22 protein-coding genes are annotated in these 26,380 nt (G+C 57.1%); 13 read left to right on the forward strand and 9 right to left on the reverse strand.

Features of this window, described 5'->3' with window-relative positions:
• Positions 1 to 10: 10 nt before the first annotated feature.
• Positions 11 to 631 (forward strand): RNA-binding protein, encoded by a 621-nt coding sequence (locus Q0478_RS11175; protein ID WP_298679267.1) that lies wholly within the window; start codon positions 11 to 13, stop codon positions 629 to 631.
• Positions 632 to 640: 9 nt separating this feature from the next.
• Positions 641 to 3,127 carry a translation initiation factor IF-2 gene (infB, locus tag Q0478_RS11180; RefSeq protein WP_298679270.1) on the forward strand — a complete coding sequence of 829 codons (2,487 nt, stop codon included), beginning with the start codon at positions 641 to 643 and terminating at the stop codon, positions 3,125 to 3,127.
• A 54-nt stretch (positions 3,128 to 3,181) separates the two neighbouring features.
• Here infB and Q0478_RS11185 read toward each other — a convergent pair whose 3' ends face one another.
• The 4 genes from Q0478_RS11185 to Q0478_RS11200 form a co-directional block, all read right to left on the reverse strand.
• On the reverse strand, positions 3,182 to 3,313 hold the full coding sequence (locus tag Q0478_RS11185) for a hypothetical protein (protein WP_298679272.1): 132 nt from the start codon (positions 3,311 to 3,313) through the stop codon (positions 3,182 to 3,184).
• 72 nt (positions 3,314 to 3,385) lie between these two features.
• A complete protein-coding gene (gene mutT / locus Q0478_RS11190) occupies positions 3,386 to 3,784 on the reverse strand; it encodes an 8-oxo-dGTP diphosphatase MutT (protein WP_298679274.1) in 399 nt (132 codons plus the stop codon).
• On the reverse strand, positions 3,781 to 5,010 hold the full coding sequence (argJ, locus tag Q0478_RS11195) for a bifunctional glutamate N-acetyltransferase/amino-acid acetyltransferase ArgJ (RefSeq protein ID WP_298679276.1): 1,230 nt from the start codon (positions 5,008 to 5,010) through the stop codon (positions 3,781 to 3,783). Before argJ ends, mutT begins: the two co-directional genes overlap by 4 nt.
• A gap of 5 nt (positions 5,011 to 5,015) precedes the next feature.
• Entirely contained in the window at positions 5,016 to 5,870 is an 855-nt protein-coding gene (locus Q0478_RS11200; protein ID WP_298679278.1) for a peptidylprolyl isomerase, read from the reverse strand.
• A 174-nt stretch (positions 5,871 to 6,044) separates the two neighbouring features.
• On the opposite strand from Q0478_RS11200, the gene secA reads away from it, so the two are divergent.
• From secA to Q0478_RS11215, 3 genes are all read left to right on the forward strand, one after another.
• Positions 6,045 to 8,729 (forward strand): preprotein translocase subunit SecA, encoded by a 2,685-nt coding sequence (gene secA, locus Q0478_RS11205; RefSeq protein WP_298679280.1) that lies wholly within the window; start codon positions 6,045 to 6,047, stop codon positions 8,727 to 8,729.
• Between the two features lie 100 nt (positions 8,730 to 8,829).
• On the forward strand, positions 8,830 to 9,756 hold the full coding sequence (locus tag Q0478_RS11210; protein WP_298679282.1) for a hypothetical protein: 927 nt from the start codon (positions 8,830 to 8,832) through the stop codon (positions 9,754 to 9,756).
• A gap of 28 nt (positions 9,757 to 9,784) precedes the next feature.
• Entirely contained in the window at positions 9,785 to 11,341 is a 1,557-nt protein-coding gene (locus tag Q0478_RS11215; protein ID WP_298679356.1) for a phosphate ABC transporter substrate-binding/OmpA family protein, read from the forward strand.
• Here Q0478_RS11215 and radC read toward each other — a convergent pair.
• The 3 genes from radC to dnaK form a co-directional block, all read right to left on the reverse strand.
• Complete coding sequence (radC, locus tag Q0478_RS11220; RefSeq protein ID WP_298679284.1) at positions 11,338 to 12,102, reverse strand: DNA repair protein RadC; 765 nt, start codon at positions 12,100 to 12,102, stop codon at positions 11,338 to 11,340. The genes Q0478_RS11215 and radC overlap by 4 nt on opposite strands.
• Before the next feature lie 229 nt (positions 12,103 to 12,331).
• Positions 12,332 to 13,486, reverse strand: coding sequence for a molecular chaperone DnaJ (dnaJ, locus tag Q0478_RS11225; RefSeq protein ID WP_298679286.1), 1,155 nt, complete (start codon positions 13,484 to 13,486; stop codon positions 12,332 to 12,334).
• A gap of 75 nt (positions 13,487 to 13,561) precedes the next feature.
• A complete protein-coding gene (gene dnaK, locus Q0478_RS11230) occupies positions 13,562 to 15,472 on the reverse strand; it encodes a molecular chaperone DnaK (RefSeq protein WP_298679288.1) in 1,911 nt (636 codons plus the stop codon).
• A 199-nt stretch (positions 15,473 to 15,671) separates the two neighbouring features.
• On the opposite strand from dnaK, the gene Q0478_RS11235 reads away from it, so the two are divergent.
• A complete protein-coding gene (locus Q0478_RS11235) occupies positions 15,672 to 16,286 on the forward strand; it encodes an alpha-ketoglutarate-dependent dioxygenase AlkB (protein ID WP_298679292.1) in 615 nt (204 codons plus the stop codon).
• A 61-nt stretch (positions 16,287 to 16,347) separates the two neighbouring features.
• Here the strand turns inward: Q0478_RS11235 and Q0478_RS11240 are convergent, their stop codons facing one another.
• A complete protein-coding gene (locus Q0478_RS11240) occupies positions 16,348 to 17,169 on the reverse strand; it encodes an ABC transporter permease (RefSeq protein ID WP_298679294.1) in 822 nt (273 codons plus the stop codon).
• 138 nt (positions 17,170 to 17,307) lie between these two features.
• Between Q0478_RS11240 and cysQ the strand changes: the two genes are divergently transcribed.
• The 7 genes from cysQ to Q0478_RS11275 all read left to right on the forward strand — a co-directional run bounded on the left by cysQ (position 17,308) and on the right by Q0478_RS11275 (position 25,886).
• On the forward strand, positions 17,308 to 18,105 hold the full coding sequence (gene cysQ / locus Q0478_RS11245) for a 3'(2'),5'-bisphosphate nucleotidase CysQ (RefSeq protein WP_298679296.1): 798 nt from the start codon (positions 17,308 to 17,310) through the stop codon (positions 18,103 to 18,105).
• 3 nt (positions 18,106 to 18,108) lie between these two features.
• The gene (locus tag Q0478_RS11250; protein ID WP_298679298.1) at positions 18,109 to 19,332 is read left to right on the forward strand and encodes a glycosyltransferase; all 1,224 of its coding nucleotides are present in this window, start codon (positions 18,109 to 18,111) and stop codon (positions 19,330 to 19,332) included.
• A gap of 150 nt (positions 19,333 to 19,482) precedes the next feature.
• Positions 19,483 to 20,379, forward strand: a complete 897-nt coding sequence (locus tag Q0478_RS11255; RefSeq protein ID WP_298679301.1) for a UTP--glucose-1-phosphate uridylyltransferase — start codon at positions 19,483 to 19,485, stop codon at positions 20,377 to 20,379.
• Between the two features lie 87 nt (positions 20,380 to 20,466).
• Positions 20,467 to 21,702, forward strand: coding sequence for a glycosyltransferase (locus Q0478_RS11260; protein WP_298679303.1), 1,236 nt, complete (start codon positions 20,467 to 20,469; stop codon positions 21,700 to 21,702).
• Positions 21,703 to 21,749: 47 nt separating this feature from the next.
• Positions 21,750 to 22,760 carry a glycosyltransferase family 2 protein gene (locus Q0478_RS11265; protein WP_298679306.1) on the forward strand — a complete coding sequence of 337 codons (1,011 nt, stop codon included), beginning with the start codon at positions 21,750 to 21,752 and terminating at the stop codon, positions 22,758 to 22,760.
• Positions 22,757 to 24,457, forward strand: coding sequence for a beta-1,6-N-acetylglucosaminyltransferase (locus tag Q0478_RS11270; RefSeq protein ID WP_298679308.1), 1,701 nt, complete (start codon positions 22,757 to 22,759; stop codon positions 24,455 to 24,457). Before Q0478_RS11265 ends, Q0478_RS11270 begins: the two co-directional genes overlap by 4 nt.
• 4 nt (positions 24,458 to 24,461) lie before the next feature.
• Entirely contained in the window at positions 24,462 to 25,886 is a 1,425-nt protein-coding gene (locus Q0478_RS11275; protein ID WP_298679309.1) for a sulfotransferase family 2 domain-containing protein, read from the forward strand.
• 6 nt (positions 25,887 to 25,892) lie between these two features.
• Here the strand turns inward: Q0478_RS11275 and Q0478_RS11280 are convergent, their stop codons facing one another.
• Positions 25,893 to 26,357: a PTS sugar transporter subunit IIA gene (locus Q0478_RS11280; RefSeq protein ID WP_298679310.1), complete on the reverse strand. Its 465-nt coding sequence runs from the start codon at positions 26,355 to 26,357 to the stop codon at positions 25,893 to 25,895.
• Positions 26,358 to 26,380 lie beyond the last annotated feature (23 nt).

Here is a 26,380-nt window from a genome sequence, read left to right on the forward strand (position 1 = left end):
AAGGCTTTTAATGGCAACAGACGCAGCGATCAAAACTTTGGACACGCAAGATGCGGTGCGCAAATGCATCGCAACGGGTGAGTTGCGGCCTAAATCAGAACTTCTGCGCTTTGTGATTGGGCCTGAACAAGGTTTGGTTTTTGATGTGGCCGCTAAGTTACCTGGTCGCGGTATCTGGGTCAGCGCAAGTCGTGCGGCGCTGGCACAGGCTATCGCAAAAAAAATGTTCAGCCGTTCGGCGAAAACACAGGTTGTTGTGCCGGATGGCCTTGAGGATTGGGTTGAGGCAACGCTCGTGAAGCGGCTAATCAGCCTGATCGGTCTTGCGCGAAAGTCTGGTGGGGCTGTGACGGGTTCCACAAAAGTGAAGGATTGGACGACAAGCGAGCGAGCCAGTATATTGTTTCAGGCAAGTGATGGTTCGCCGCGAGAAAAGTCGAAAATTAGACTATGGGGCGAAGGAAAAACCTTCGAATGCCTCACACGACATGAGCTTGGCGCAGCCTTCGGGAGAGAATTCGCAGTTCATGCAGCCTTAGATGCTGGAGGTTTGGCCTCGCGTGTTATAGAGGAAGCAACAAGATTAGAGGGCTTTCGGCCCGCCGCGCCTGAAGGGCGCATGAAAGGATGAGTATATCGAATGAGCGATAGCGACGGCAAAAAAACACTTGGTCTCCGCGGCGGACCGCGGTCTGGCAATGTAAAGCAGAGCTTTAGTCACGGCAGAACCAAGAATGTGGTGGTAGAAACGAAGCGCAAACGCGTTGTCGTTCCCAAACCCAGTGTCGTAACGTCTAGCACGGGTGCCGGCGACAAGAAGCTGAGCACTGCGCCAAGCAACCGTCCGGGCGGCATTTCTGACGCTGAGATGGACAGACGCTTGCGCGCGGTTCAGGCCGCCAAATCGCGGGAAGCAGAAGAAGCCGAGATCCGCGCAGCAGAAGAAAAGCAGCGCGAAGAAGAGCGTATGCGCCGCCGCCAGGAAGCGGAAGAAAAAGAGCGCGAGGAAAAAGAGCGCGAAGAGCGCGCCCGTGCGAAAGCGGAAGAAGACGAGCGCAAAAAGAATGAAGCTGCCGAAAGCGCAAAACGTGCCGCTGCGGCGCCGGCTCCGGCAGAAGACGCAGGAGCAGGCCGCACGGCAGCGAAGCCTCTTGCAGACCGTCGCAAGCCCGAAAAGGAGCGCGACGATCGTAACAAAACGGCCAAGACTCGTGGGGATGAAAGCCGTCGCAGCGGTAAGTTGACGCTGAACCAAGCTCTCACCGGTGGTGAAGGCGGGCGACAGCGCTCAATGGCGGCGATGAAGCGCCAACAAGAGCGGGCCCGGCAAAAAGCGATGGGGCAGAATGTCGAACGCGAAAAGATCGTGCGCGAAGTTCAGCTGCCCGAAGCGATTGTCGTGAGCGAACTGGCCAACCGCATGGCCGAGCGTGTTGCGGATGTTGTGAAATCGCTCATGAATATGGGGATGATGGTCACGCAGAACCAAACAATTGATGCTGATACAGCCGAGCTGATCATTGAAGAATTCGGTCACAGCGTGACGCGGGTTTCTGATGCAGACGTTGAAGACGTGATCAAGGAAGTTGCCGAAAATCCGGAAGATCTGAAGTCACGTCCGCCTGTTATCACAATTATGGGACACGTTGACCACGGCAAGACATCTTTGCTTGACGCTATTCGGGATGCGAAGGTTGTTGCTGGCGAAGCGGGTGGCATCACGCAGCATATCGGGGCCTATCAGGTAAAAACCGAGAGCGGCTCTTTGCTGTCCTTCCTTGATACGCCCGGTCACGCGGCCTTCACCTCGATGCGCTCGCGCGGCGCCCAGGTTACAGACATTGTTGTGCTTGTTGTGGCCGCGGATGACGCTGTTATGCCGCAAACGATTGAGGCCATTAACCACGCAAAAGCGGCGAAAGTGCCCATGATTGTTGCTATCAACAAGATCGACAAACCTGCCGCTAACCCCGATAAGGTGCGGACAGATTTGCTACAGCACGAGGTGATCGTGGAGAAGCTCTCCGGCGATGTGCAGGATGTGGAAGTGTCAGCCATCACGGGGCAGGGGCTGGATGAACTTCTCGAAGCAATCGCGCTGCAAGCGGAAATTCTTGAGCTGAAAGCCAACCCTGATCGGGCAGCTGAAGGGGCCGTTATTGAAGCCCAGCTTGATGTGGGTCGAGGCCCTGTGGCCACCGTTCTGGTTCAAAAAGGCACATTGCGCCAAGGCGATATTTTTGTGGTAGGTGAGCAGTATGGTAAAGTGCGTGCGCTGATCAACGACAAAGGTGAGCGCGTCAAGGAAGCGGGGCCTTCCGTGCCGGTTGAGGTGCTTGGGCTTAACGGCACTCCCGAGGCCGGCGATGTTCTCAATGTTGTCAGCTCGGAGGCGCAAGCCCGCGAAATTGCAGAGTATCGTGAGAAAGCGGCAAAAGAAAAACGCGCAGCCGCCGGAGCGGCCACGACGCTTGAACAGCTTATGGCGAAGGCCAAGCAAGATAAAAACCTCACAGAAATGCCCATTGTTATGAAGGCAGATGTGCAGGGTTCTGCCGAGGCAATTGTCCAGGCGATGGAGAAAATCGGCAACGATGAGGTGCGTGTGCGTGTTCTGCACTCTGGGGTAGGGGCGATCACGGAGAGTGATATCGGTCTTGCCGAGGCTTCCGGCGCGCCTGTCTTCGGCTTCAATGTGCGTGCGAATGCGCCTGCGCGCAACAGCGCAAACCAGAAGGGTGTCGAAATCCGGTATTACTCGGTGATCTATGATCTGGTGGACGATGTGAAACAGGCTGCAAGTGGTCTTCTTTCTGCGGAGATCCGCGAGAAGTTTATTGGCTATGCGGAAATTCGCGAGGTCTTCAAGGTTACTGGAGTTGGCAAGGTGGCTGGTTGTCTGGTGACAGAGGGGGTTGCCCGGCGCAGCGCAGGTGTGCGCCTCTTGCGTGACAACGTTGTTATCCATGAAGGCACACTCAAGACACTGAAGCGCTTCAAAGATGAAGTTTCCGAAGTCCAGTCCGGACAGGAATGTGGTATGGCGTTTGAGGCCTATGACGACATTCGCGCGGGCGATGTTATCGAGATTTTCGAGCGCGAGGAAGTTGAGCGCAACCTCGACTGACCGCTGGATAGGCGCTATTTCAAAAAAGGCTGACAGTGAAAACTGTCAGCCTTTTTATTTTTCGGAAGAGATGGGAAGGCCGGTAAATTCCTTTTCACCGGCACGAACAACTATATGTCCGCTTGACAGTTCTTTAACAAAAACACCTTGAACCAGAACACCGCTACCAACCATGATTGTACGCATGGTAGCCTCCTCGGGTCTGTTAATGTGAGTTCATAAAGAAACTGAAAAGCTGACAAAAGCAAGGTTTGATTGTCAGAGCCAGTCTCTCAAAATGGGAATGAGCGGAATATCTGCTGCTGGCATTGGATAGTCTTTCAGCTTGTTTGGCTGCACCCAAGCCAAGGTCTGCCCCTCGCGTGCAGTGAGAATTCCGTTCCATTTGCGACAGACAAATAAAGGCATGAGCAGATGAAAGTCGGCATAGCTGTGTGAAGCGAAGGTGAGCGGAGCCAGACAGCTGTTCCAGGTTTCGATCCCCAGCTCCTCATTGAGTTCTCGCACAAGAGCCGCCTCGGGAGTTTCGCCTGCTTCTATCTTCCCCCCAGGAAACTCCCAGAGCCCAGCCATTGACTTCCCGGCGGGGCGTTGGGCCAGGAGGACGCGGTTGTCTTTATCAAGCAGAGCGACGGCGGAGACCAATACGGTTTTCATGATCGGTAATCCGCATTGATTTCGATGTAGCCATGGGTCAGATCACAGGTCCAGACGGTGCTTTTGCCTGATCCAAGGCCGATATCCACCTTGATGAGAATGTCTTGCGCTTTCATGATCAGTGCCGCGTCTTCTTCGCGGTAGGTTGGGCTTACCCAGCCGTTTTCGGCAACCAGAATATCGCCAAACGAGATGGAAAGCTTGTCACGGTCGGCTGCGGCCCCTGATTTTCCAATGGCCATGACAATCCGGCCCCAGTTTGGATCTTCGCCTGCGATGGCTGTTTTGACCAGCGGGGAATTGGCGATGGACATTGCATGAACGCGTGCATCAGAGTCACTTTGTGCGCCTGTGACGCGAATTTCGATAAATTTGCTGGCCCCTTCGCCATCTTTGACCACTTGATGAGCAAGATCTTGCATGACAGCCTTCAGAGCGGCCTTGAAAGCAGGGTCGTTGCGCGAGGCTGTCGCACCACTTTGCCCGGTGGCACAAAGCAAGACGGTGTCTGAGGTAGAGGTGTCACTGTCGACGGTGATCGCGTTGAAGGTTGGTTCGGTCAATTCTGACAGCGTGTCTTGCAGGTCAGATTGGGCCATTTCAATATCTGTGAAAATATAGACCAGCATGGTTGCCATATCGGGCGCGATCATGCCCGAGCCCTTGGCAATGCCCGCGATACGGACGGTTTTGCCGTTTACATCACATTGGGCAGTGGCACCTTTTGCAAAGGTATCGGTGGTCATGATCGCTTGGGCGGCCTCTGCGATTTGTTCTTCAGAAAGCGTCTTCGTCAGGCCGTCAAGAGTTTCGATAATTCGCTCGTGAGGCAAACGCTCGCCGATAACACCTGTTGAAGAGGTGAAAACACGATCTTCAGAGACAGAAAGACTCTCGGCGGTTGCCTGAACCAAGGCGTCAACAGAAGCTTGCCCCGCGCCCCCTGTAAAGGCGTTGGAGTTGCCCGAGTTGACCAGGATTGCTGCCGCGCCGGAAGCCTCAGAGCCAAGCTTGCGCTGGCAATCCAGAACTGCTGCTGAGCGTGTGGACGAGCGGGTAAAGACGCCTGCCACGGTTGTTCCGGGGCAGAGGTGCGCCAGCATGACATCGGTGCGACCGCTGTATTTCACACCCGCCGCAGCCGTTGAAAAGCTGACCCCCGCAATTGGCGGTAGGTCGGGAAACTTCTTCGGCGCAAGCGGCGAGATTTTGGTGATATGAGCCATTCGGGTTACTCCGTCAGCAGGCTATCTTCTTTCAGGATGGCAGGGTCAACTTTGCCCTCTGCCGTGAGTTGGATGTCACCAGCTTTGCGCAAGCGCTCAAGTTCTTCATCTATGATCTTGTTGTATAGGCTGTTCTCAAGCTCGGCGCGCATCTCCTCGAATGTGGGCTGATCGGCCAAACGGGTTTCATTCAAGCGGATAACATGCCAGCCGAATTGCGTTTGGACGGGCGCAGATATTGCTCCTTCTGCCAAGGCTTCTACGGCATTTTGGAATTCCGGCACCATCATACCTTTGCCAAACCAGCCGAGATCGCCACCATTGGGTCCGGACGGGCCTGTCGAACGTGTTTTGGCCAGCTCGGCAAAATCGGCGCCTTCTTCCAGCTCCTTGACAAGCGCCAGTGCGTCTTCTTGCGTTTCAACGAGGATATGTGCTGCCTGATACTCCTTGTCAGGCGCCGCACCCTCATATGCCTCATTGTAGGCTTCGCGCAGCGCAGCTTCGGTCAAGCGTTCGTCGACAATTTGCGTGATAACCGTAGCGGCCAAAAGCGAGCGGCGTTCATTGTCGAGGCGGCGCTGGATGGGGGCTGGCATCTCCCCTTCAAATCGGTTCGCCAAAACAGTTTGGTTTATGAGTTGGTCAAGCAGGGCCTTGTAAAGCACCTCGTCTTCCAACTCGATAAATTGTTGGGGCAGGCGGCTGCGTGCTGTTGCCAGATGTCCCAGAGTGATCTCTGTTCCGTCAACCACGGCCACGACGGTGCTTGCAGAATGTGGGGTGTCCTCGGCCAGCGCTGCGAAGGGAGCAAGGGCAAGGCCAGCGGCCAGAGAGAGAATTTTGAAGTGTTTAGACATCATTTTTCCTTTGTTTCCTTCGTGTATCGCTCACAGCGTTGACACTGCCAAGAGCGGCGCTTACATCGCCTTAAGTTAAGACACGCTTTATGTTCCAAGCCGTTGTAGGACGCGCAAATATCCGGAGCAAGCAATTGTCTTGTGGCTGGATAAAATGATCGGATCGGACTTAATATGCTTGGACTTGGATCGCTCGCCAAAAAGGTTTTTGGAACGCCAAATGACCGCAAAGTTAAGGCCATCAAGCCGCTCGTTGAAAAGATAAACGCGCTGGAGCCTGAATTTGAAGCGCTGAGCGATGCCGGGCTGATCGAGAAGACGCAGGCGCTTAAAGAGCGTCATCAAGGCGGAGAGACGCTGGACGACCTCTTGCCCGAGGCTTTCGCAAATTGCCGCGAGGCGGCGAAAAGGGCTTTGGGCCTGCGCGCCTTTGATGTGCAGCTTATGGGCGGTATTTTCCTGCATCAGGGCAATATTTCAGAAATGAAAACAGGCGAGGGCAAGACGCTTGTGGCGACTTTCCCCGCATATCTTAATGCGCTGACAGGCAAGGGTGTCCATGTTGTGACTGTGAACGACTACCTCGCCAAACGCGACTCTGAGTGGATGAGCAATGTTTTCTCTGCACTCGGCATGACAACTGGAGTTATTTATCCCCAGCAGCCGGAATCAGAGAAAGCGGCCGCATATGGCTCAGATATTACATATGCCACCAACAACGAGCTGGGTTTTGACTATCTACGCGACAACATGAAAGCCGAGATTGGCCAAATTAACCAAAAATACCATCACTTTGCGATTGTGGATGAGGTGGATTCCATCCTGATTGACGAAGCCCGAACACCTCTGATCATCTCCGGACCTGCCGAGGACAGATCAGAGCTATACACGCAGATCGACAAGCTCATTCCCGAGTTGGACGATGTGCACTACACGCTCGATGAAAAGACCCGGAACGCGACCTTTTCTGACGAGGGCAACGAATTCTTGGAGCAGCTGCTGCGCCAGAGGGGTATTTTGGAGGAGGATCAAAGCCTTTACGACCCCGAAAGCGCCACCATTGTGCACCACGTTAACCAAGGCCTGCGTGCTCACAAGCTTTTTGCCAAAGACAAAGATTACATCGTGCGAAACGGTGAAGTTGTTTTGATTGACGAGTTCACGGGCCGTATGATGCCGGGAAGGCGTCTGTCAGACGGGTTGCATCAGGCAATCGAAGCCAAGGAAGGCTGTAGCATTCAATCGGAGAATGTGACCCTCGCTCAAGTAACCTTTCAGAACTACTTCCGCCTTTATGACAAGTTGGCCGGCATGACAGGCACAGCCACGACAGAGGCGGATGAATTCATGGAAATCTATGGCCTGGGTGTGGTCGAAGTTCCAACGAACAAGCCAGTCGAGCGCATTGATGATGATGATGCTGTCTACCGCACAGCCGCCGAAAAATTTGCAGCGATTGTTGAAACTATCAAAGAAGCCAACGCCAAGGGCCAGCCCATTCTTGTCGGCACGACCTCGATCGAGAAATCTGAAATGCTGAGCCAAATGCTTACGCAAGCCGGCGTAAAGCACAATGTTCTCAATGCGCGCCAACACGAAAAAGAAGCGCAGATTGTGGCGGATGCCGGCAAGCTTGGCGCTGTTACCATTGCGACGAACATGGCTGGCCGGGGAACCGACATCAAACTTGGGGGCAATGTCGAGTTCAAGATTATGGAGGCGATTGCCGCCTCGCCCGAGGATGACAACGAAGAGATCCGTGCAAAGATTGAAGCAGAGCACGAGACTTGGGAACAAAAGGTCAAGGAGGCTGGTGGCCTGTTTGTATTGGCCACAGAGCGCCACGAAAGCCGCCGTATCGACAACCAGCTGCGCGGGCGTTCGGGCCGGCAGGGTGATCCGGGGCGCTCCTCGTTCTACCTGAGCCTTGAGGATGATCTCATGCGCATCTTCGGATCAGAGCGACTGGACAAGGTGCTTTCAACACTTGGTATGAAGGAAGGCGAAGCCATCGTTCATCCATGGGTTAACAAATCGCTTGAGCGCGCCCAAGCCAAGGTTGAGGGCCGCAACTTCGACATCAGGAAGCAACTGTTGAAGTTTGATGATGTGATGAACGAACAACGCAAGGTTATCTTCAAACAGCGGCGCGACATCATGGAAGCCGGGGATCTTTCCGCCATCACTCAAGATATGCGCAACCAGGTGATTGATGATCTGATTGACCAGTTCATGCCCCCAAAAACCTATGCTGACCAATGGGATACGGAAGGGCTCTATGCGGCCTGTATCGAACAGCTCGGCTTGGATGTGCCGGTGATTGACTGGGCCGCTGAAGAGGGCGTTGACGACGAGGAAATTACCGAGCGGCTTGAAAAAGCAGCTGATGAATTCATGGCATCAAAGGCTGCACATTTCGGCCCCGAGACCATGCGCCAGATTGAGAAGCAGGTGTTGCTTCAAACCATCGACAAGAAGTGGCGCGAGCATTTGTTGACTTTGGAGCACTTGCGTTCGGTTGTCAGCTTTCGTGGATACGCCCAACGCGACCCGTTGAATGAATATAAGAACGAGGCCTTCCAGCTTTTTGAAACCATGTTGGACAGCCTGCGCGAAGACGTGACCCAGCAGCTTTCACAAGTGCGCCCACTTTCTGAAGAGGAGCAGGAACAAGCGCTTGCACTGATGCAGCAGCAACAGGCGTTACAAGCCACGGCCGCCAAAGAAACGGGTGCTGAAGGCCGCGCCGCTGCTGGCTTTGTTGAGGATGATCCCAGCACATGGGGCAACCCTGGACGCAATGAACCATGCCCTTGTGGCTCTGGCGACAAATTCAAGCACTGCCACGGGCGCGTCTGAAAAAGGTGCACAGAAACGCCTGAATGACTCCGCGCTTTCGCCTCATGCACGCCAGAATTCAAAGCCACATTGGCTCTGAACGGTTTTGGCGGAGGCACTCATGGCCAACTACAAGCGATATGGAATAGCCGCAGCGACTCTCGCTGTGATCTTGTTGACAGGGCAATTGATGCAACTGTCATCTGCCCAGAAGCAGGCCAGTCTGGCCGATGTGAAATCCATGCCTTTGCCGGTAGAGCTTCGTGACATTACCTTAACCGCAGCTGATGGCGCGACGATTAAAACAGCCGCGCTGGGCAGCGCTTTGCCGGCGTCCCCCTCTGGCGCCCTGCCTGAAATGTCGCAAGACTGCAAAGTCAAAATGCAGGCTGTTCCGAAGGCGGCTGCCTTGGTCGAGCTTGTGCTCGCGGCCCCCTGCGCCCCGTCAGAGCGGGTTGTTATACACCATAACGGTATGATGTTTGCGGAGCTGACAGACCCCTCGGGTGCGCTGCAAGTATCGGTGCCTGCACTAGCTGAAAACGCTGTGTTCATTGCGTCTTTTGCAGGGGGTGAGGGGGCCGTTGCCAGCACCAGCGTTGAAGACATTGCCCTATTTGATCGTGCCGCTGTGCAGATGCAGGGCCAGCTTGGAATTGCGCTTCATGCCCACGAGTTTGGGGCGGGGTATGATGAGGCTGGACATATTTGGCGCGAGGCTCCCGGCGAGATAGCCAAGGGGGCAAAGGGTATCGCGGGGTTTCTCTTACAGTTAGGAGATCCCACGCTTGAAAGCCCGCTGATGGCGGAGGTTTACAGCTTTCCAACAGGGTTTGCGAAACAGCTCGGCACAGTTGCTCTCAGTGTGGATATTGAGATCACTTCAGCCAACTGCGGCAAAGACATAGAGGCGCAAACCTTGCAAACAAGCCGTGGCCAACAGATCACGGTTCAGACTTTAGACATGTCAATGCCGGGATGTGAGGCGGCGGGCGACTTTCTGATGTTGAAAAACCTGGTCAATGACATGAAGGTGGCTTTCAACTGATCTTCATGTTGCGAGGCTTTTTTTGGAAATGGTAAAATATGTGGCGTTCCTCGCCACAGTTTGTTTTGTCGGTTTTGTTCAGCCTCTTCTGGCACAAGATGTGACTTTGACGTCGCGTGATGGCAGTGTCGAAATTTCGGGTGATTTGCTTGGATTTGACGGGCAGTTTTACCGTGTTGCCACGAAATATGGTGAGTTAACGATTGATGGCTCCGGCGTGGGGTGTGCCGGGCCAGGGTGTCCTAACCTTGCCGCTTTTGTTGCGGAGCTCGACCTCTCGGGTGCCCCTGAAATCGGGCGGCTTTTGCTTCCAGCCCTGATTGAAGCATTTGCCGCCAAGCAGCAGCTCAAGACAGAACGCACCAATGAGACCGAAGATAGGTATTATATTACCTTGTCGCAAAAGTCTGATGGCGCGCCAGTGGCGCGGTTTTTTGTCCAGATTAGCTCCAGCAGCGAGGGTTTTGCCGATTTGCTGGCCGACCAAACCGATATTGTCATGTCAACACGTGAAATTTCTCCTCAAGAGCGCCGCCTTGCACAGGAGGCAGGCATGGGCGACCTGACAAAACGCGGGCGGGCGCGTATATTGGCGTTGGATGCGCTTGTGGCCATTGTTTCCAACCAAAATCCCGTCAACGACATCAGTGTCTCGGACCTTTCTGAAATTTATTCTGGAAACCTTAACAATTGGCAAAGTCTCGGCCCGCAAGCGGCCGAGATTACCCCTTATCTGAGAGATCTGGAAACAGGTTCAGGGGCTGTCGCGCTGGAAAAGCTCCGGCTTCAACGTGATCAAGGCGCGGCGTCTGCGATCCAGTTTGTGTCCAGCAACGAGGCGCTTGCCGGGCGTGTGTCGGTTGATCCGTTCGGCATTGGACTGGTTGGCAGGTCCAACACATTGGATACAAAAATTCTAACACTCACAGGCACTTGTGGCCGATCGCTGCGCGCGACCCGGCGCAATGTGAAGACAGAAGACTACCCGCTCACGAGCCCCTTGTTTCTCTATTTGCCGGCCCGGCGGCTGCCAAAAATCGCCCGGGAATTTCTGGCCTATACCCGTAGCCCGGCCGCGCAGTTTGTGATCCGCAGGGCCGGCTTTGTTGACCAGGCCCCGGAAGAAATTTCTCTGGATTTTCAGGGGGACAGACTCGCCAATGCAATTTCCGTGGCGGGCGAGGACGTGTCTGTCGAGGCTGTGCGGGAGATGGTTGGCCAACTTCGGCAGATGCGACGGCTGACAACGTCGTTTCGGTTTGAGGCTGGCTCTGTGCGCCTTGATGCCCAATCCCGATCCAATGTTGAGCAGCTTTCCGGCGCATTGGAAGCCGGGATATATGATGGGAAAACCCTTGTATTTGTGGGTTTTAGCGACGGAGAAGGCTCCGCGAAGGCCAATCTTGAAATATCGCGCAGGCGGGCAAACGCCGTGAAATTAGCCGTGCAAACCGCGGCAGAAACCGCTGATTTCAATCAGTTGGATATTGGGGTTCTGGCCTATGGTGAGGCCATGCCCATGGCTTGCGACGACACCGATTGGGGCCGGCAAGTGAACCGCCGTGTGGAGGTTTGGATCCGCTAGAGAAGGCCCTGTGCGCGGAAACTCAACTCGGTCGATTTCCCGATGATCAGATGATCATGCAAGGCGAGGCCCAAAGCCTCTGCGGCACGCTCTATCTGCTCTGTCATGGCAATATCCTCAGGCGAGGGGCTTGGGTCTCCTGAGGGGTGATTATGCACTAAAATCAGCGCACTGGCGTTGAGCTGTAGCGCGCGTTTGACCACTTCCCGGGGGTAGACGGGCACATGATCGACGGTGCCGGACGCCTGTTCTTCATCGGCGATCAGGGTGTTTTTGCGGTCGAGAAACAGCACGCGAAACTGTTCTGTGTCGCGGTGGGCCATGGCGGTGTGGCAGTAGTCGAGGAGGGCGTCCCAGCTGGAGACGATGGGGCGCTGGAGGATTCGGGAGCGGGCGAGGCGCCGGGCGCTGGCAGCGACGATCTTGAGCTCGCAGATGACAGCCGCACCAACCCCGGGAACCTCTTGCAAACGCTCGGGGGATGCAGATATTACACCGTTGAAATCATTGAACTTATCAAGAAGACACCGCGCCAGAGGCTTCACATCGCGGCGCGGAATGGCACGAAAGAGCAACAGCTCGAGAAGCTCATAATCGGGCATGGCCTCTGGCCCGCCCTCAAGAAAACGTGCGCGCAGGCGCTTGCGGTGGTCGGCAATATAGGATGGCAGCTTAGCCTCTGGAATCGCTGGAGAAATCACGACTTCATCGGTGTCAAAGAGAGGCAGGGGCGCCTCGGAAAAGCGGTTGTGCTGTGCCATGGCCCCAAGGCTGCGCCAACAAGGTGAAAAACTGGTTAATTTTGAAAGGTTAACGATTCGATTTTGGCAAAAACAGGGGGGTGACATGCGTGCACACCCCGTGCACAAAGCGTGCACCGCCTGAAGCAGCCCCGCAAAAACCGGTGGTGTTAATGCAGCGCGCGGTGCTCTTTAACCAAAAATAAAGGGCACGCTGTTTCGCGCACCCTTTTTGAAGCCTGTGAGCTGATCAGCCCTTCATCGAATCCCAGAAACTCTTGACCGAGGAAAAGAAGCTCTTGCTCTCGGGGTTGTTGTCTTCCGAAAGCGCCGCAAACTCCTTGAGCAGGTCTTTTTGCTTGCCTGTGAGATTGACGGGTGTTTCAACGGCCAACTCGATGAACATGTCACCGGCCCCGCCACCGCGCAACGCGGGCATACCTTTGGCGCGCAGGCGCATCTGGCGGCCAGACTGGCTTCCCGAGGGGATTTTGACACGCGAACGGCCCCCATCAATTGTGGGCACCTCGATGTCACCGCCAAGCGCGGCTGTGGCCATGCTCACCGGCACACGGCAGAAGAGGTTGACCCCTTCACGCTCGAAAATCTTATGTGCCTCCACCTCGATGAAGATGTAAAGATCGCCGGTGGGCCCACCGCGCATTCCGGCTTCGCCCTCGCCTGCGAGGCGAATACGGGTGCCGGTCTCAACGCCGGCGGGAATGTTAACGGCAAGGGAGCGGTCTTTTTGAACGCGGCCCTGACCGTGGCATTTGCCGCAGGGGTTCTTGATGGTCTGGCCGAGGCCGGAGCAGGTGGGACATGTGCGTTCCACCGTGAAGAACCCTTGCTGCGCGCGCACTTTGCCCATGCCGGAACATGTGGGGCAGGTTGTGGGTTCTGCACCGCCTTCTGCGCCGGTTCCCTTGCAGCTGTCACAGGCGACCGAGGTGGGCACATTGATGGTTTTTTGCAGCCCGGAGAAGGCTTCTTCGAGGGTGACGCGCAGATTGTAGCGCAGGTCGGCCCCGCGCGCGGCGCGCTGGCGGCCACCACCGCGCTGCCCCCCCATGAAATCTCCGAAAAGATCATCGAAAACATCGGAGAAGGCTGAGGAGAAATCACCCTGCCCGCCCCCGCCATAGCCACCCGGGCCACGGCCACCACCGCCCATTCCGCCTTCAAAGGCGGCATGGCCGTAGCGGTCATAGGCGGCCTTTTTCTCGGCATCCTTGAGAACCTCGTAAGCCTCGCCGGCTTCCTTGAACTGGGCTTCGGATTCGGGGTTGTCTGTGTTGCGGTCGGGGTGAAGCTCTTTCGCTTTGGAGCGATAGGCTTTTTTGATTTCGTCTGCTGAGGCCCCTTTTGAGACGCCCAGAACGTCATAATAATCACGTTTTGCCATGGGTATTACCCTTTCTGGAAACAGCTAAGGCCGATCCGGCGCGCGGACCGGCCCTTGCTTGGTTTCCTTAGGCGCTTAGCCGCGCTTTTCGTCGCCGAGATCTTCGAAATCGGCATCGACGATGTCATCGTCACCAGCTTGGTCGGCGGCGGCAGGTTCGTCGTCTGCGGCCTCGGCCTGTGCCTTGTAGATGGCTTCACCCAGCTTCATGGCGGCTTCGGTGACATTCTGGATGCCGGCCTTGAGCTTTTCGGCGGTGGCATCCTCTTTTTCGAGGTCATCGCGCAGGGCGGCAATGGCCAGTTCGATCACTTCAACAGTGGTTGGATCGACCTTGTCGGAGTGCTCTTCCACCGACTTTTCTGTCGAGTGGATCAGGCTTTCTGCCTGGTTGCGGGCTTCGACGAGCTCTTTGCGCTCTTTGTCGGCATCGGCGTTTTCTTCCGCGTCTTTCACCATTTTCTCGATGTCGGCGTCTGAGAGGCCACCTGAGGCTTGAATGGTGATTTTCTGCTCTTTGCCAGTGCCTTTGTCCATCGCCCCAACCGAGACAATGCCGTTGGCATCAATATCGAAGGTCACTTCGATTTGCGGCAAGCCGCGTGGCGCAGGCGGGATGTTCTCAAGGTTGAACTGACCAAGCATCTTGTTGTCAGAGGCCATTTCACGCTCGCCCTGGAAGACCCGGATTGTCACCGCGTTCTGGTTGTCTTCCGCTGTGGAGAAAATCTGCGATTTCTTCGTCGGGATCGTTGTGTTGCGGTCGATCAGGCGGGTGAAGACCCCCCCGAGTGTTTCGATGCCCAAGCTAAGCGGTGTCACGTCAAGCAGGACAACATCTTTCACATCGCCTTGCAGAACACCTGCCTGAATGGCCGCACCCATGGCGACAACCTCATCAGGGTTCACACCTTTGTTCGGCTCTTTGCCGAAGAACTTGGACACTTCCTCGATGACTTTTGGCATCCGTGTCATACCGCCGACCAGGACGATTTCGTCGATGTCGTCTTTGGACAGGCCCGCATCCTTGAGCGCAGCGGCGCAAGGCTTGAGCGAGTTTTTGATCAGGTCGCTGACGAGGCTTTCGAGCTTTGCACGGGTCAGCTTCATGACCATGTGCAGGGGCGAGCCGTCTTTGCCCATCGAGATGAACGGCTGGTTGATCTCTGTTTGTGATGAGCTGGACAGCTCGATCTTGGCTTTCTCGGCGGCTTCCTTGAGGCGCTGGAGGGCCATTTTGTCTTTGGTCAAATCAACGCCGTGTTCTTTTTTGAACTCGTCGGCAAGGTAGCCGACAATGCGCATGTCAAAGTCCTCCCCGCCGAGGAAGGTATCACCGTTGGTGGACTTCACTTCAAAGAGGCCATCGTCGATTTCGAGGATGGTGACATCGAAGGTGCCGCCCCCAAGGTCATAGACTGCGATGGTCTGGGTTTCTTTTTTGTCCAGACCATAGGCCAGCGCGGCGGCTGTGGGCTCGTTGATGATGCGCAGCACTTCGAGACCGGCGATCTTGCCGGCGTCTTTTGTGGCCTGGCGCTGGGCGTCGTTGAAATAGGCGGGCACGGTGATGACGGCTTGTGTCACCTCTTCGCCAAGGTAGCTCTCGGCGGTTTCTTTCATCTTGCCGAGGATGAAGGCGGAAATCTGGCTGGGCGAATACTTCTCGCCGCGCGCCTCGATCCAGGCATCGCCATTGCCGCCATCAACCACGTTGAACGGCATGTGCTTTTTATCTTTTGCGAGGTCCGCATCGTCAAAGCGGCGGCCGATCAGGCGCTTTACGCCGAAGATCGTGTTTTCCGGGTTGGTCACGGCCTGGCGTTTGGCCGCCTGGCCAACAAGGCGCTCGTCTTCTGTGAACGCGACGATGGATGGCGTTGTGCGCGCGCCTTCGGAGTTTTCGATCACCCGGGCGGCCGAGCCGTCCATGATGGAAATACATGAGTTTGTGGTGCCGAGGTCAATACCGATGACTTTTGACATTTTCTGATCCCTTCTACGTTAAGGCGATGTTACGATGGCAGACCCGTTACGGCATCTGCCCCCGATCTGTTAGCTTGGGTTGGAGCGATCCTTCTCAAGCGCTTCGGAGGGTATATAAGGAGCGAAAAATGCCCCTGCAAGCGCCGAGACGTGTAAGAATCGGCAAATATGGAGGCTTTTAGCCCAGAAAGGTGGAAGCGTGGTAAATCTGGCTCAGAAGATCGACCTGAACGGCGCGGTTCTCTATGGCGAGGCGCTTGACCGCGCGGCGCAGGAGGCGCTTGTGGCGGATCTGCGCGAGATTGTCAGGCAGGCACCGCTTTATGCGCCCGAGACCCCGCGCGGCCAGAAGATGAGCGTGCGCATGACGGCTGCGGGGCAGTTTGGCTGGGTGACCGACAGGCGCGGTTACCGCTATGAGGCGCGCCACCCGGCCGGGATGGCCTGGCCGGCGATTCCGGAAAGCTTGCTGGGGATCTGGCGCGCGGTGGCGCCGGAGGCGCGGTTGCCGGAATGTGCTTTGCTCAATTTCTATGGCGAGGGTGCGCGCATGGGGCTGCATCAGGATAAGGATGAGGCCGATTTCAGCCAGCCGGTTGTATCTGTGAGCCTGGGCGATGCGGGGCTGTTTCGCATTGGCGGCACCGAGCGGGGCGGCAAAACGGCCTCGCATTGGCTGAGCTCTGGTGCGCTGTTGGTTTTGGGAGGCACGGCGCGGCTGGCCTACCACGGAGTTGACAAGATCCGTTTCGGCTCCAGCAGCCTTTTGCCTGCGGGTGGGCGGATCAATGTGACAATGCGGGTTGTGAGCTGAGCGCGCGGCTTCATGCCCAGATGCTGCGCCCCCGCTGTGTTTGGCTGCAAAAGCCGCCCAATCAGCGGCGCGCGCTCCATGACAGGGAGGCGTGACGGCGGGTGTAGAACTCGCCCATGAGGCCAATCATGATCAGAACAAGCGCGATGATCAGTGCATATTCCCAATTGGTGTTGCGGGGGTTGTAATTGATGAAGGCAAACCCGCGCGACTGGTCAATGATGTGAAACAGCGGATTCCAATCAAACATGGCGAGCATATAGGCAGGCATGGTATTGGCGACAAACATCTTGCCGGAGGCGATCATGTTGGCGCGCTGGTAGATCAGCGTGAAAGCGGCGACAAAGCCGGGAAACCACGGTTTTATCGCCAGCAGGACCATCCCCACGCCACAGCCTGTCAGCCAAGCGAGCAAAAGCATTCCCATTGTCGCTATGGGCCGGTCTATCTCGAAGGGGGTGATCGCCATGTAGTAGCCAAAGAGGATAACGAAGGCAGACAATATCTGGATATAGAGCGATGACAGCGCAGCGGAGGCGATGGAGACAATGGTGTTCATGGGGGCGTGCAGCATCATGGGCGAGGAGGGGCCTGCCGAGCCTGACACGGCCCCCACGGCTTTTACATGGGTCATGTAGAGAAAGATGCCTGTCATGATATAGAGCAGAAAATCGCCGCGCAGGGCCGCGCCACGCAGGCCCAAAAGCGAAAACATGATGTAAAAGGCAAGCACCATGATTGCCATTTGCATGAGATTTGTGAGCAACGACATGATTGCGTTGCCATGAGTCGAGCGAATGGAATGCACCACCGAATGGTATATCAGCTCGAAAATAATAAGGGCCGACGTCACTGCCGACCTGCGCCGTTTAACCTGAAACATCTGCTGCCTGCGCCGCCTTTCGCGGATACTCTTACCTACCAATTCTTGCCGAACCGTTACGCAGCCATCATAAGGTGAACAGGCGCTTGAGGCAACAACACCGTAAACGGCGGCTTAAAGAGTAAAGGAGAGTGACCTGTGGACTACGAAAAATTGAGCCGTGTCATGCGAGAGCTGGCGCTGGCGGCGGGCGACAAGATTATGGAGGTCTACGCGCGCGATGACTTTGATGTGAGGTCCAAGTCAGACGAAAGCCCCGTGACGGAGGCCGATGAGGCGGCGGATGCGTTGATTTCGGCGGGGCTGCGCGCGGCCTTTCCGGATGTTCTGCTGATCACCGAGGAGCAGGCGGCAACCCACAGCCAGACAGGTGACAGCTTTCTGATTGTCGATCCGCTGGATGGCACCAAGGAATTTGTGCATCGGCGCGGCGATTTCACGGTGAATATTGCTTATGTCCAAGAGGGCGTGCCGGTGCGTGGTGTTGTGTATGCCCCTGCCAAAGAGCGGATGTTTTACACCCGGCCCGATGGGAAAGCCGTTGAGGAACTGGGCCCCTTTGCGCGCGCAACCGCGGGCGCGACGCGACAGATTGCCGTGGCGCAGTCTGACCCGGCGGCTCTGCGCGTGGTGGCGTCCAAGTCACATCGTGATCAGGCGACAGACGCATACATCAGCCGCTACGCCGTTGCCGACAGCAAAAGCGCCGGCTCATCGCTCAAGTTCTGTCTGGTGGCCACGGGAGAAGCCGACTTTTACCCACGTCTGGGCCGGACAATGGAATGGGATACGGCGGCGGGCCATGCTGTTTTGCGGGGAGCGGGGGGGCAGGTGCTCCGCTTTGAGGATCACGCGCCGCTGACCTATGGCAAGGCGGGGTATGAAAACCCGTTTTTCATTGCCACGGCACCCTCTGTTGCGCTGAAGACGCCCTGAAAGATGGCGCTGCCATCGGTGAGTGTTGTTGTTGTCAGCCAGGGGCGGCCGGAGAGCCTGTTGTGGTGTCTCACGGCGCTGGCGGGGCAGGTGTATGCCGCTTTCGAGGTTGTGGTGGTTGCCGATCCGCTGGCCTGCGCGCGGGTTGCGCAAAGCCGTTTTGCCGGCCGTGTAAAGCTGGTGTCGTTTGAGCCGCCCAATATTGCCGCTGCGCGCAACCGGGGCGTGGCTGTGGCTGCGGGCGAGGTCATTGCTTTTGTGGATGATGATGCTGCTGCCGAGCCCTTGTGGTTGCACCGGTTGGTGGAGGGGTTTGCCTTGTCTGGGGTCAAGGCCGTGGGCGGCTATGTGCGTGGGCGCAATGGCATTTCCTATCAGTGGCGCGCGCGGCAGGTGGAGGCGGCGGGGTGGGCCAGCCCGCTGGTGGCCGAGGGCGCTGCGCCGTTTGTTCCGGAGGTGGCGGCAGGGTGTGCGGTGAAGACCGAGGGCACGAATATGGCGGTGCGCCGCGATGTGCTTGTTGCGTTGGGCGGGTTTGACGAGGCGTTTCATTTCTATCTTGACGAGACAGAGCTCAATTTGCGCCTGGCTGCCGCGCGGCACAAGACCGCGCTTTGCCCTATGGCGGAGGTGCATCACGCGTATCGGGCCAGCCCACGGCGTAAGGATGACCGCACGGTGCGCGATTTGTTTGATGTGGGTGCGAGCACGGTGGTGCTGCAACGCAAAACAGGCCAGCCTGTGGCACGCGCCATGGCGCGGATGCGCGCGGAACAGACGGCGCGCCTTGCGGCGCAACGCCGCCGCGGATTGATGGATACGGCGGGTGAACAGCAGGTGTTGCAAAGCCTGGAAGCGGGGTTTTGCGCCGGGGTAGAACGGCCTTTTGGATGCTATCCTGCTGGGTTGGAGACGCCAGAGGCGTTTTTGCCCTTTGCGCCGGACCGGCGCGAGAACGTGACCCTGGCGGGGCGCTGGCGCAACCGGGCCGCGCTGCGCAGGCGTGCCGGCGAGTTGGCGGCGCAGGGCCGCAATGTTTCGCTGTATTTGTTCTCATTTGACACAAGGTTTCATCACTTGCGCTTTGATATGGCCGGCTATTGGGAGCAAGCTGGAGGCCAGTTTGGCAAGGCAGTGCGCAGCGCGCCATTGGTGCAACTGACCAGCTTTGACAGGCGTTTGAAGGCAGAACAAGACCGGGTGAAACACGCGCGTGGAGAGGTCTGAAATGTTAACAAATGCGCCACAGTAGAGAATTTTTGGACGTTTTGGTTCTTTTTTAGGACCTATGTTATACTCCGTCGGAAAGTTTCATGTCATTGTCACCGCAATGTGGCGCGCAGCGAATGACGTGCCTTGTATGTTAAGAGGTTGAGCATGAAGAAGAAGATCACCAAGGCTATTTTCCCTGTCGCAGGGCTTGGGACACGTTTTTTACCAGCGACAAAATCGGTTCCAAAAGAAATCATGACTTTGGTGGATCGCCCGCTCATTCAATATGCAATTGATGAGGCGCGGGCGGCGGGCATCAAGGAATTTATCTTTGTGACCTCGCGCGGCAAAGGCGCGTTGGAAGACTATTTTGACGAGGCCCCGCAGCTGGAACAAACCCTGCGCAAAAAGGGCAAGGACGGCTTGTTGGATATCTTGCAATCCACCAATATGGAGAGCGGTGCGATTGCATATATCCGCCAGCACAAGGCGCTGGGCCTGGGCCATGCTGTCTGGTGTGCGCGGCGGCTGATCAGCAACGAGCCTTTTGCCGTGATGTTGCCGGATGATGTTATTGCTGCGGACAAGCCCTGCTTGCAACAGATGGTTGAGGCCTACGAGGAGAACCCCGGCTGCATGGTGGCGGCGATGGAAGTGCCGCAATCGCAGACCAGCTCTTACGGTATTTTGGATGTGCAGGAAGATCTGGGGCCGCAGGTGCGGGTGAAGGGCATGGTGGAAAAGCCCGCTGCCGATATGGCCCCGTCCAATCTGGCGGTGATCGGGCGGTATATTCTCACGCCGGAGGTGCTGCGCAACCTCAACAAGAAGAAAGCCGGCGCGGGCGGCGAGATACAGCTGACAGATGCGATTGCCGATGAAATTACCGAAGGACGCCCTGTCTTTGGCTATCGCTTTCATGGCCAGCGGTTTGACTGCGGCTCAAAGGCCGGATTTTTGCAGGCCACTGTTTCATTCGGGCTTGACCGCCCCGAACTGCGCGATGATCTGATGGGCTATCTCCAGCATATTGTGAACGGGGCACGAAAGGCCGCTGAATAGGGCAAACGGGGCAAGGTTTGGAAGATATTTTTGTGACAAGGCCTATGCGCCTTCAAAGGCCGACCCCTTCGCAGAAGGGGGCGCACCATGCGGGCTGATCCGCCCCAGGCGCGCCTGTTGGACCTGTCGCGGCTGTTGAGCCGGGCGGGCCGGGTTTTGACAGGTGTGGACCGTGTGGAACGGGCCTATTTGCGGGCGCTTTTGGCCAGTGAGGTGCCGGCCTATGGGCTGATCCGCACCCCATTGGGCTTCTTGTTGCTTGATGCGCAGGGGATGAAAACACTCTGCGACAAGATAGATGGCACCTTACCTTGGGGGCCGGCGAGCCGTTTGAGCAAGCTGTTTTCCAAGCTGCCGGTGGCATTGCAGCGCGCATTGACAGATGCGCGCAAGCTCGCCGTGGCCCGCTGCACGCGGCGGCGGCTCGGCGCAATGCTCAAACGTCACCTGCCCGCCAATACCGCCTATCTCAACACTGGCCACAGCAACCTTTCGGAGGCTGTTGTGTCGGGGGTGACCGCCCTAAAGGGGGCGTCTATCGCGGTGTTTGTTCATGATGTGATCCCTTTGGAGCTGCCCGAGTTTCAGCGCAGCGGCACGGTGGCGCGCTTTGAAGCGTTTTTGCGGCGCACAGCGCAAGAGGCGGACCTTGTGATCTACAACTCCAGCGCCAGCCAGGCGGCCGCAGAGGCGCATATGGCTGGCTTTGGACGAGTGCCCCGTGGCATTGTGGCCCATCTTGGGGTTGAGCTGGCCACGCCCGACCACAGCACCTTGCCTGTGGGATTGCCGGTCTCGGAGCCCTATTTTCTGTGTGTCGGAACCATAGAGCCGCGCAAGAACCATATGTTCTTGCTCGATGTTTGGGAGCAGATGGAGAAACAGGCTCCGCCACAAGAGATGCCGCATTTGCTCATTTGTGGCCAGCGCGGCTGGAAGAATGACGAATTCTTCTTCCGGTTTGACAACTCCCGCCTCAAAGGGCGCTATCTGCACGAAATTGCCGGGTTGAGCGATGGCGCGGTGGCGGCTTTGCTGGATGAGGCCGCCGGTGTTGTTTTTCCCAGCCTGGCCGAGGGCTACGGGCTGCCTGTGCTGGAGGCGGCCGGCCGGTCTGTGCCGGTGATCTGCGCTGAGCTGCCGGTTTATCGCGAGGTATTGGGGGATATTCCCGTTTACGCAAGCGTGCAGGACAGTTATCTTTGGATCAGAAGAATAATGTCACTGGCTCAGAGCAGGCGCGGCGGACAGAAGCCCGAACAAGAGGCCTTTACCCCGCCCTCATGGGATGCGCATTTCAACCTCGTCTTAAGTGAGACGTGAAATAAGCTGTTTGTGCAACCTGTTTGATTGGTGAGGTGAGGTAAGAGTTGGGCTTGGTTCGGTCATATCGCTTGAGATTGCAACGCCGCCGCTGGCGCCTTCGGGCGTTTCGCAAGCGGCGCGAGCTGCGCGCCATGAGCGCACGCACGCACGCGCTGCGCCCGGATGATATTCTTTGCTTTACGACCCTGCGCAACGAGCGGGTGCGGCTGCCCTATTTCTTGAAGTATTACCGGGATCTTGGGGTTGACCACTTTTTGATGGTCGACAATGACAGCAGTGACGGCTCGCTGGAATATCTGATGGCGCAGCCGGATGTTTCTGTCTGGCACTCGGCGGCGAGCTACAAACGGGCGCGTTTTGGGGTGGACTGGCTCAACTGGCTGCAAATGAAATATGCCCATGGTCATTGGGCACTTGTTGTCGATCCGGACGAGTTTTTTGTTTATCCGTTTTGCGACACACGGCCCATCCGGGCGCTGACCGACTGGCTGGATGCCAGCTCGATCAAGAGCTTCAGTGCCATGCTGCTGGACATGTATCCCAAGGGGCGGATTGATGCGCAGCCCTATCAGGAGGGCCAGAACCCTCTGGAGATCACCTCTTGGTTTGATGCGGGCAATTATGTGATCAAGAAGAATGCGAAATTTGGCAACCTCTGGATACAGGGCGGGCCACGCGCGCGGACCTTTTTCAAAGATCTGCCGCAAAAGGCCCCGGCGCTGAACAAGATCCCCCTGGTGAAATGGGACCGGCGCTATGCCTATGTCAGCTCGACGCATATGCTTTTGCCGCGTGGGCTTAACCTTGTGTATGATGAATGGGGGGGAGAGAAAGCCAGTGGGGTGCTGTTGCACACCAAGTTTCTTGACACCTTCACACATAAAGCAGCGGAAGAGCTGGAGCGGGGCCAGCATTATGCGGCCAGTATGGAGTATCGCGCCTATGCGGCGAGCCTGAAGGACAACCCCGACCTCTGGTGCAAGTGGAGCGAGAAATACATCAACTGGCGCCAGCTTGAAATTCTGGGGCTCATGTCAAAGGGCAATTGGGCATGAGCAGCGTCGGGATCATCATGCTCGTGCATACGGCCTTTGAGCGGGCTGAGCAGATCGCGCGGCACTGGAGCGCGGCCGGATGCCCTGTGGTGATCCATGTGGACCAGGCGGTGCCGCGGCCTGTTTTCAAGAGCTTTCGGGCGCGGCTCGCTGACCGGGAGGACATTCGTTTCTGCCGCCGTCATCGCTGTGAATGGGGCACTTGGGGGATTGTGGCCGCCACGCAGGCGGCGAGCGAGCTGATGCTGGCGAGCTTTCAAAACCTGCGCCATGTGTATCTTTCAAGCGGGTCCTGCCTGCCCCTGCGCCCGGTGGAAGAGCTGATCGACTATCTGGCCGAGCGGCCCAATACGGATTTCATCGAAAGTGCCACGACGGCGGATGTGCCCTGGACTGTGGGCGGGCTTGATGCTGAGCGGTTTACCTTGCGGTTTCCCTTCAGCTGGAAGCGGCACCGGCTGCTCTTTGATGGCTATGTGGCGCTCCAGCGGTTGCTGCGCTTCAAACGCCGGATGCCCAATGGGATTGTGCCGCATATGGGCAGCCAGTGGTGGTGTCTGACACGACAAACGCTTGCCGGAATTCTGGAAGACCCTGACAGGGGGCTTTATGATGCGTATTTCAAGCGGGTCTGGATTCCGGATGAGAGTTATTTTCAGACATTGGCCCGCCAGCGCAGCCAGAAGATCGAGAGCCGGTCTTTGACGCTGTCGAAATTTGATTTTCAGGGCAAGCCGCATATTTTTTATGACGATCACCTTCAGCTTTTGCGGCGCTCTGATTGTTTTGTGGCGCGCAAGATCTGGCCTCATGCGAACCGGCTGTATGAGGTGTTCTTGTCTGACAAGGACAGCCCCGCCAACCGCACAGAGCCCAATCCGGGCAAGATCGACCGGATTTTCGCCAAGGCGGTGGACCGGCGGACGCGGGGGCGGGCGGGGCTGTATATGCAGAGCCGGTTTCCCAACCCCGGCTGGGAAAATGGTGTGACATCGGGGCAATATTCGGTGTTGCAGGGGTTTTCGGAGCTGTTTGAGGGGTTTGAACCCTGGTTTGCCAAGGCCACCGGCTCGCGGGTGCATGGGCATTTGTTTGCGCCGGAGCGGGTGTATTTCTCGGGTGGGCAAAGTGTGATCAACGGCGCGTTGAGCGATAGCCCGCAAACACGCGATTACGACCCGCGCGGCTTTCTGACCAGCCTCATCTGGAACACCCGTGGCGAGCGCCAGTGCTTCCAGTTTGGGCCCGCCGATGTGCAGGATCCGGCCTGGCTGATGGCGGGGGACCCGAATGCGCAGATCTCGGTGATCAGCGGCGCTTGGGCGCTGCCCTTGTTTCGCTCCAACCGGGATTTTGCGACTCTGCGCGCGGAGGCTGCCGAGCTGCAAAAGATAGAGAGCGAGTTTCTCAATGTGCTGCGCTCGCCCTATTCCAAGGCGCGGATCCGGATTTGGACCATGGCGGACTTCATTGAAAACCCCATGGAGCATTTGCAAACCATCATTGACGAGATCGGCTTCAAATCACTGCGCCGGCTGGGCGAGGCCCCCAAGATGACCGACCTGACAGGGTTCGGGCAGTTTTTGCAAAACCTGAAAAACCAGGGGATGCACCCCTATTTGATGGGGGATTTCCCGGTTACGGGCGCACCAACCGGCCTGCACAGGCCAACCCCGAAACCCTATTTGGTGAAGTAGAGCCATGAGCAAACGCTTTGACTATTTTGTTGTTTTCGCAGAAATGCGCACGGGCTCGAACTTTCTGGAGGCCAATCTCAACGCGTTTCCTGCGTTGAGCTGCCTTGGAGAAGCGTTCAACCCGCATTTTATAGGCTATCCCAATCGCGAGGAGTGTCTTGGCGTGGGCGAAGAGGCGCGCAACCGGGATCCGCAGGTGCTGATTGATGCTGTGAAACATGCGCGCGGGCTGGCGGGCTTTCGGTTTTTTCATGATCACGAACCACGGGTGCTTGAAACCATCCTGACAGACCCGCGCTGCGCCAAGATTGTGCTGACCCGCAACCCCGTTGAAAGCTATGTGAGCTGGAAAATCGCCCAGGAAACAGGGCAATGGAAACTGACCAATGTGGCCAAACGCAAAGACGCGCAGGCGCGGTTTGATGCCCGCGAGTTTACCCGCCATCTGGAGGCTTTGCAGGCGTTTCAGCTCAAGTTGATGAAGCGGTTGCAGACCACGGGACAGACCGCTTTTTATGTGGCTTACGAAGACTTGCAAGATGTTGAGGTGATGAACGGGCTGGCGGCGTTTTTGGAACAACCCGACAGGCTGGAGCGTCTGGACCGCAACCTCAAACGCCAGAATCCGGAACCGCTTTCGGCCAAGGTGGCGAATTTTGAGGAAATGGAGGCGGCACTGGCCAAGACCGACCATTTCGGACTGGGGCGCACGCCCAATTTTGAGGCGCGCCGGGGGGCGGCCATTCCGAGCTATGTGGCCTGCGCGCGCGCGCCGCTTCTTTTCTTGCCTTTGCGCGCTGCACCGGAGGAGGAGATTCTGAGCTGGATGGCAGAGCTTGATGGGGTGAGCACGGACGAATTGCAGCGGGATTTCAAGCAAAAGACCCTGCGCCAGTGGATGCGCAACAGCGCAGGGCACCGCAGCTTCACGGTGGTGCGCCATCCGGCGTTGCGGGCGCATCGGGCCTTTTGTGAGCATATTCTGAACAAGGGGCCGAAGTGTTTTAGCGAAATCAGACGGACTTTGCGGCGGGTGCATCGGCTTCCGATACCACAGGAGGGGCCGGACGACAGCTGGACAGTGGCCGCCCATCGCCGGGCCTTTCTGGCTTATCTCGACTTTGTGAAAGCCAATTTGTCAGACCAGACGGCCGTGCGCCATGATGCGGCCTGGAGCACACAGGCCGCCATTTTGCAGGGTATGGCGCAATTTGCTTTGCCGGATTTTATTTTGCGTGAGGAAGAGCTTGAGGCTTATTTGCCTGCGCTGGGGCTGCAAGTGGGCGTGCAAAGCGAGGGCGCGCTGCCCCAGCCTGAGCCAGAAACCCCCTTCACGCTTGCGGATATTTATGATGCCGAGGTTGAGGCGCGGGTGGCAGAGGCCTATCAGCGCGACTATCTGGTGTTTGGATTTGGCAGCTGGAAATAGACCCCGTCAAGCCACCTGCTTGCTCAGGTCTTCTGTGATGATCGTGTAAAGGGTGCTGGCGTTTTTGTTGGACCGCAGCTTGGCACAACGGCCTGCATCGCGCAGCGCGCGGCTGACTTTGGCCAGCGCCTTGAGATGCTCAACGCCGGCATCACTGGGTGCAAAGAGGGCGAAGGCGAGGTCAACGGGGAGTTTGTCAACCGCCTGAAACTCGATGGGGCGTTCCAGCAGCATGAAGACGCCCACAACCTTCTCAAGCCCCTCGATCCGGGCATGGGGCAGGGCAACACCGTTGCCAACCCCTGTGGGGCCAAGGCTCTCACGCTCTTGCAGGGCGCGCACGGCTGCACCGGCATCGACACCATAGACGGCTGCGGCGGTTTCTCCGAGCTCTTGCAAAAGGCGTTTTTTGCTCGAGGCGGAGGAGAGAACCCGGACCGCCTCGGGCTTCAATAGGGAGGACATTTCCATCTTGCGTCTATTGCTCCACAGAC

The organism is uncultured Lentibacter sp. (assembly GCF_937123735.1).
Classification (GTDB): domain Bacteria; phylum Pseudomonadota; class Alphaproteobacteria; order Rhodobacterales; family Rhodobacteraceae; genus Lentibacter.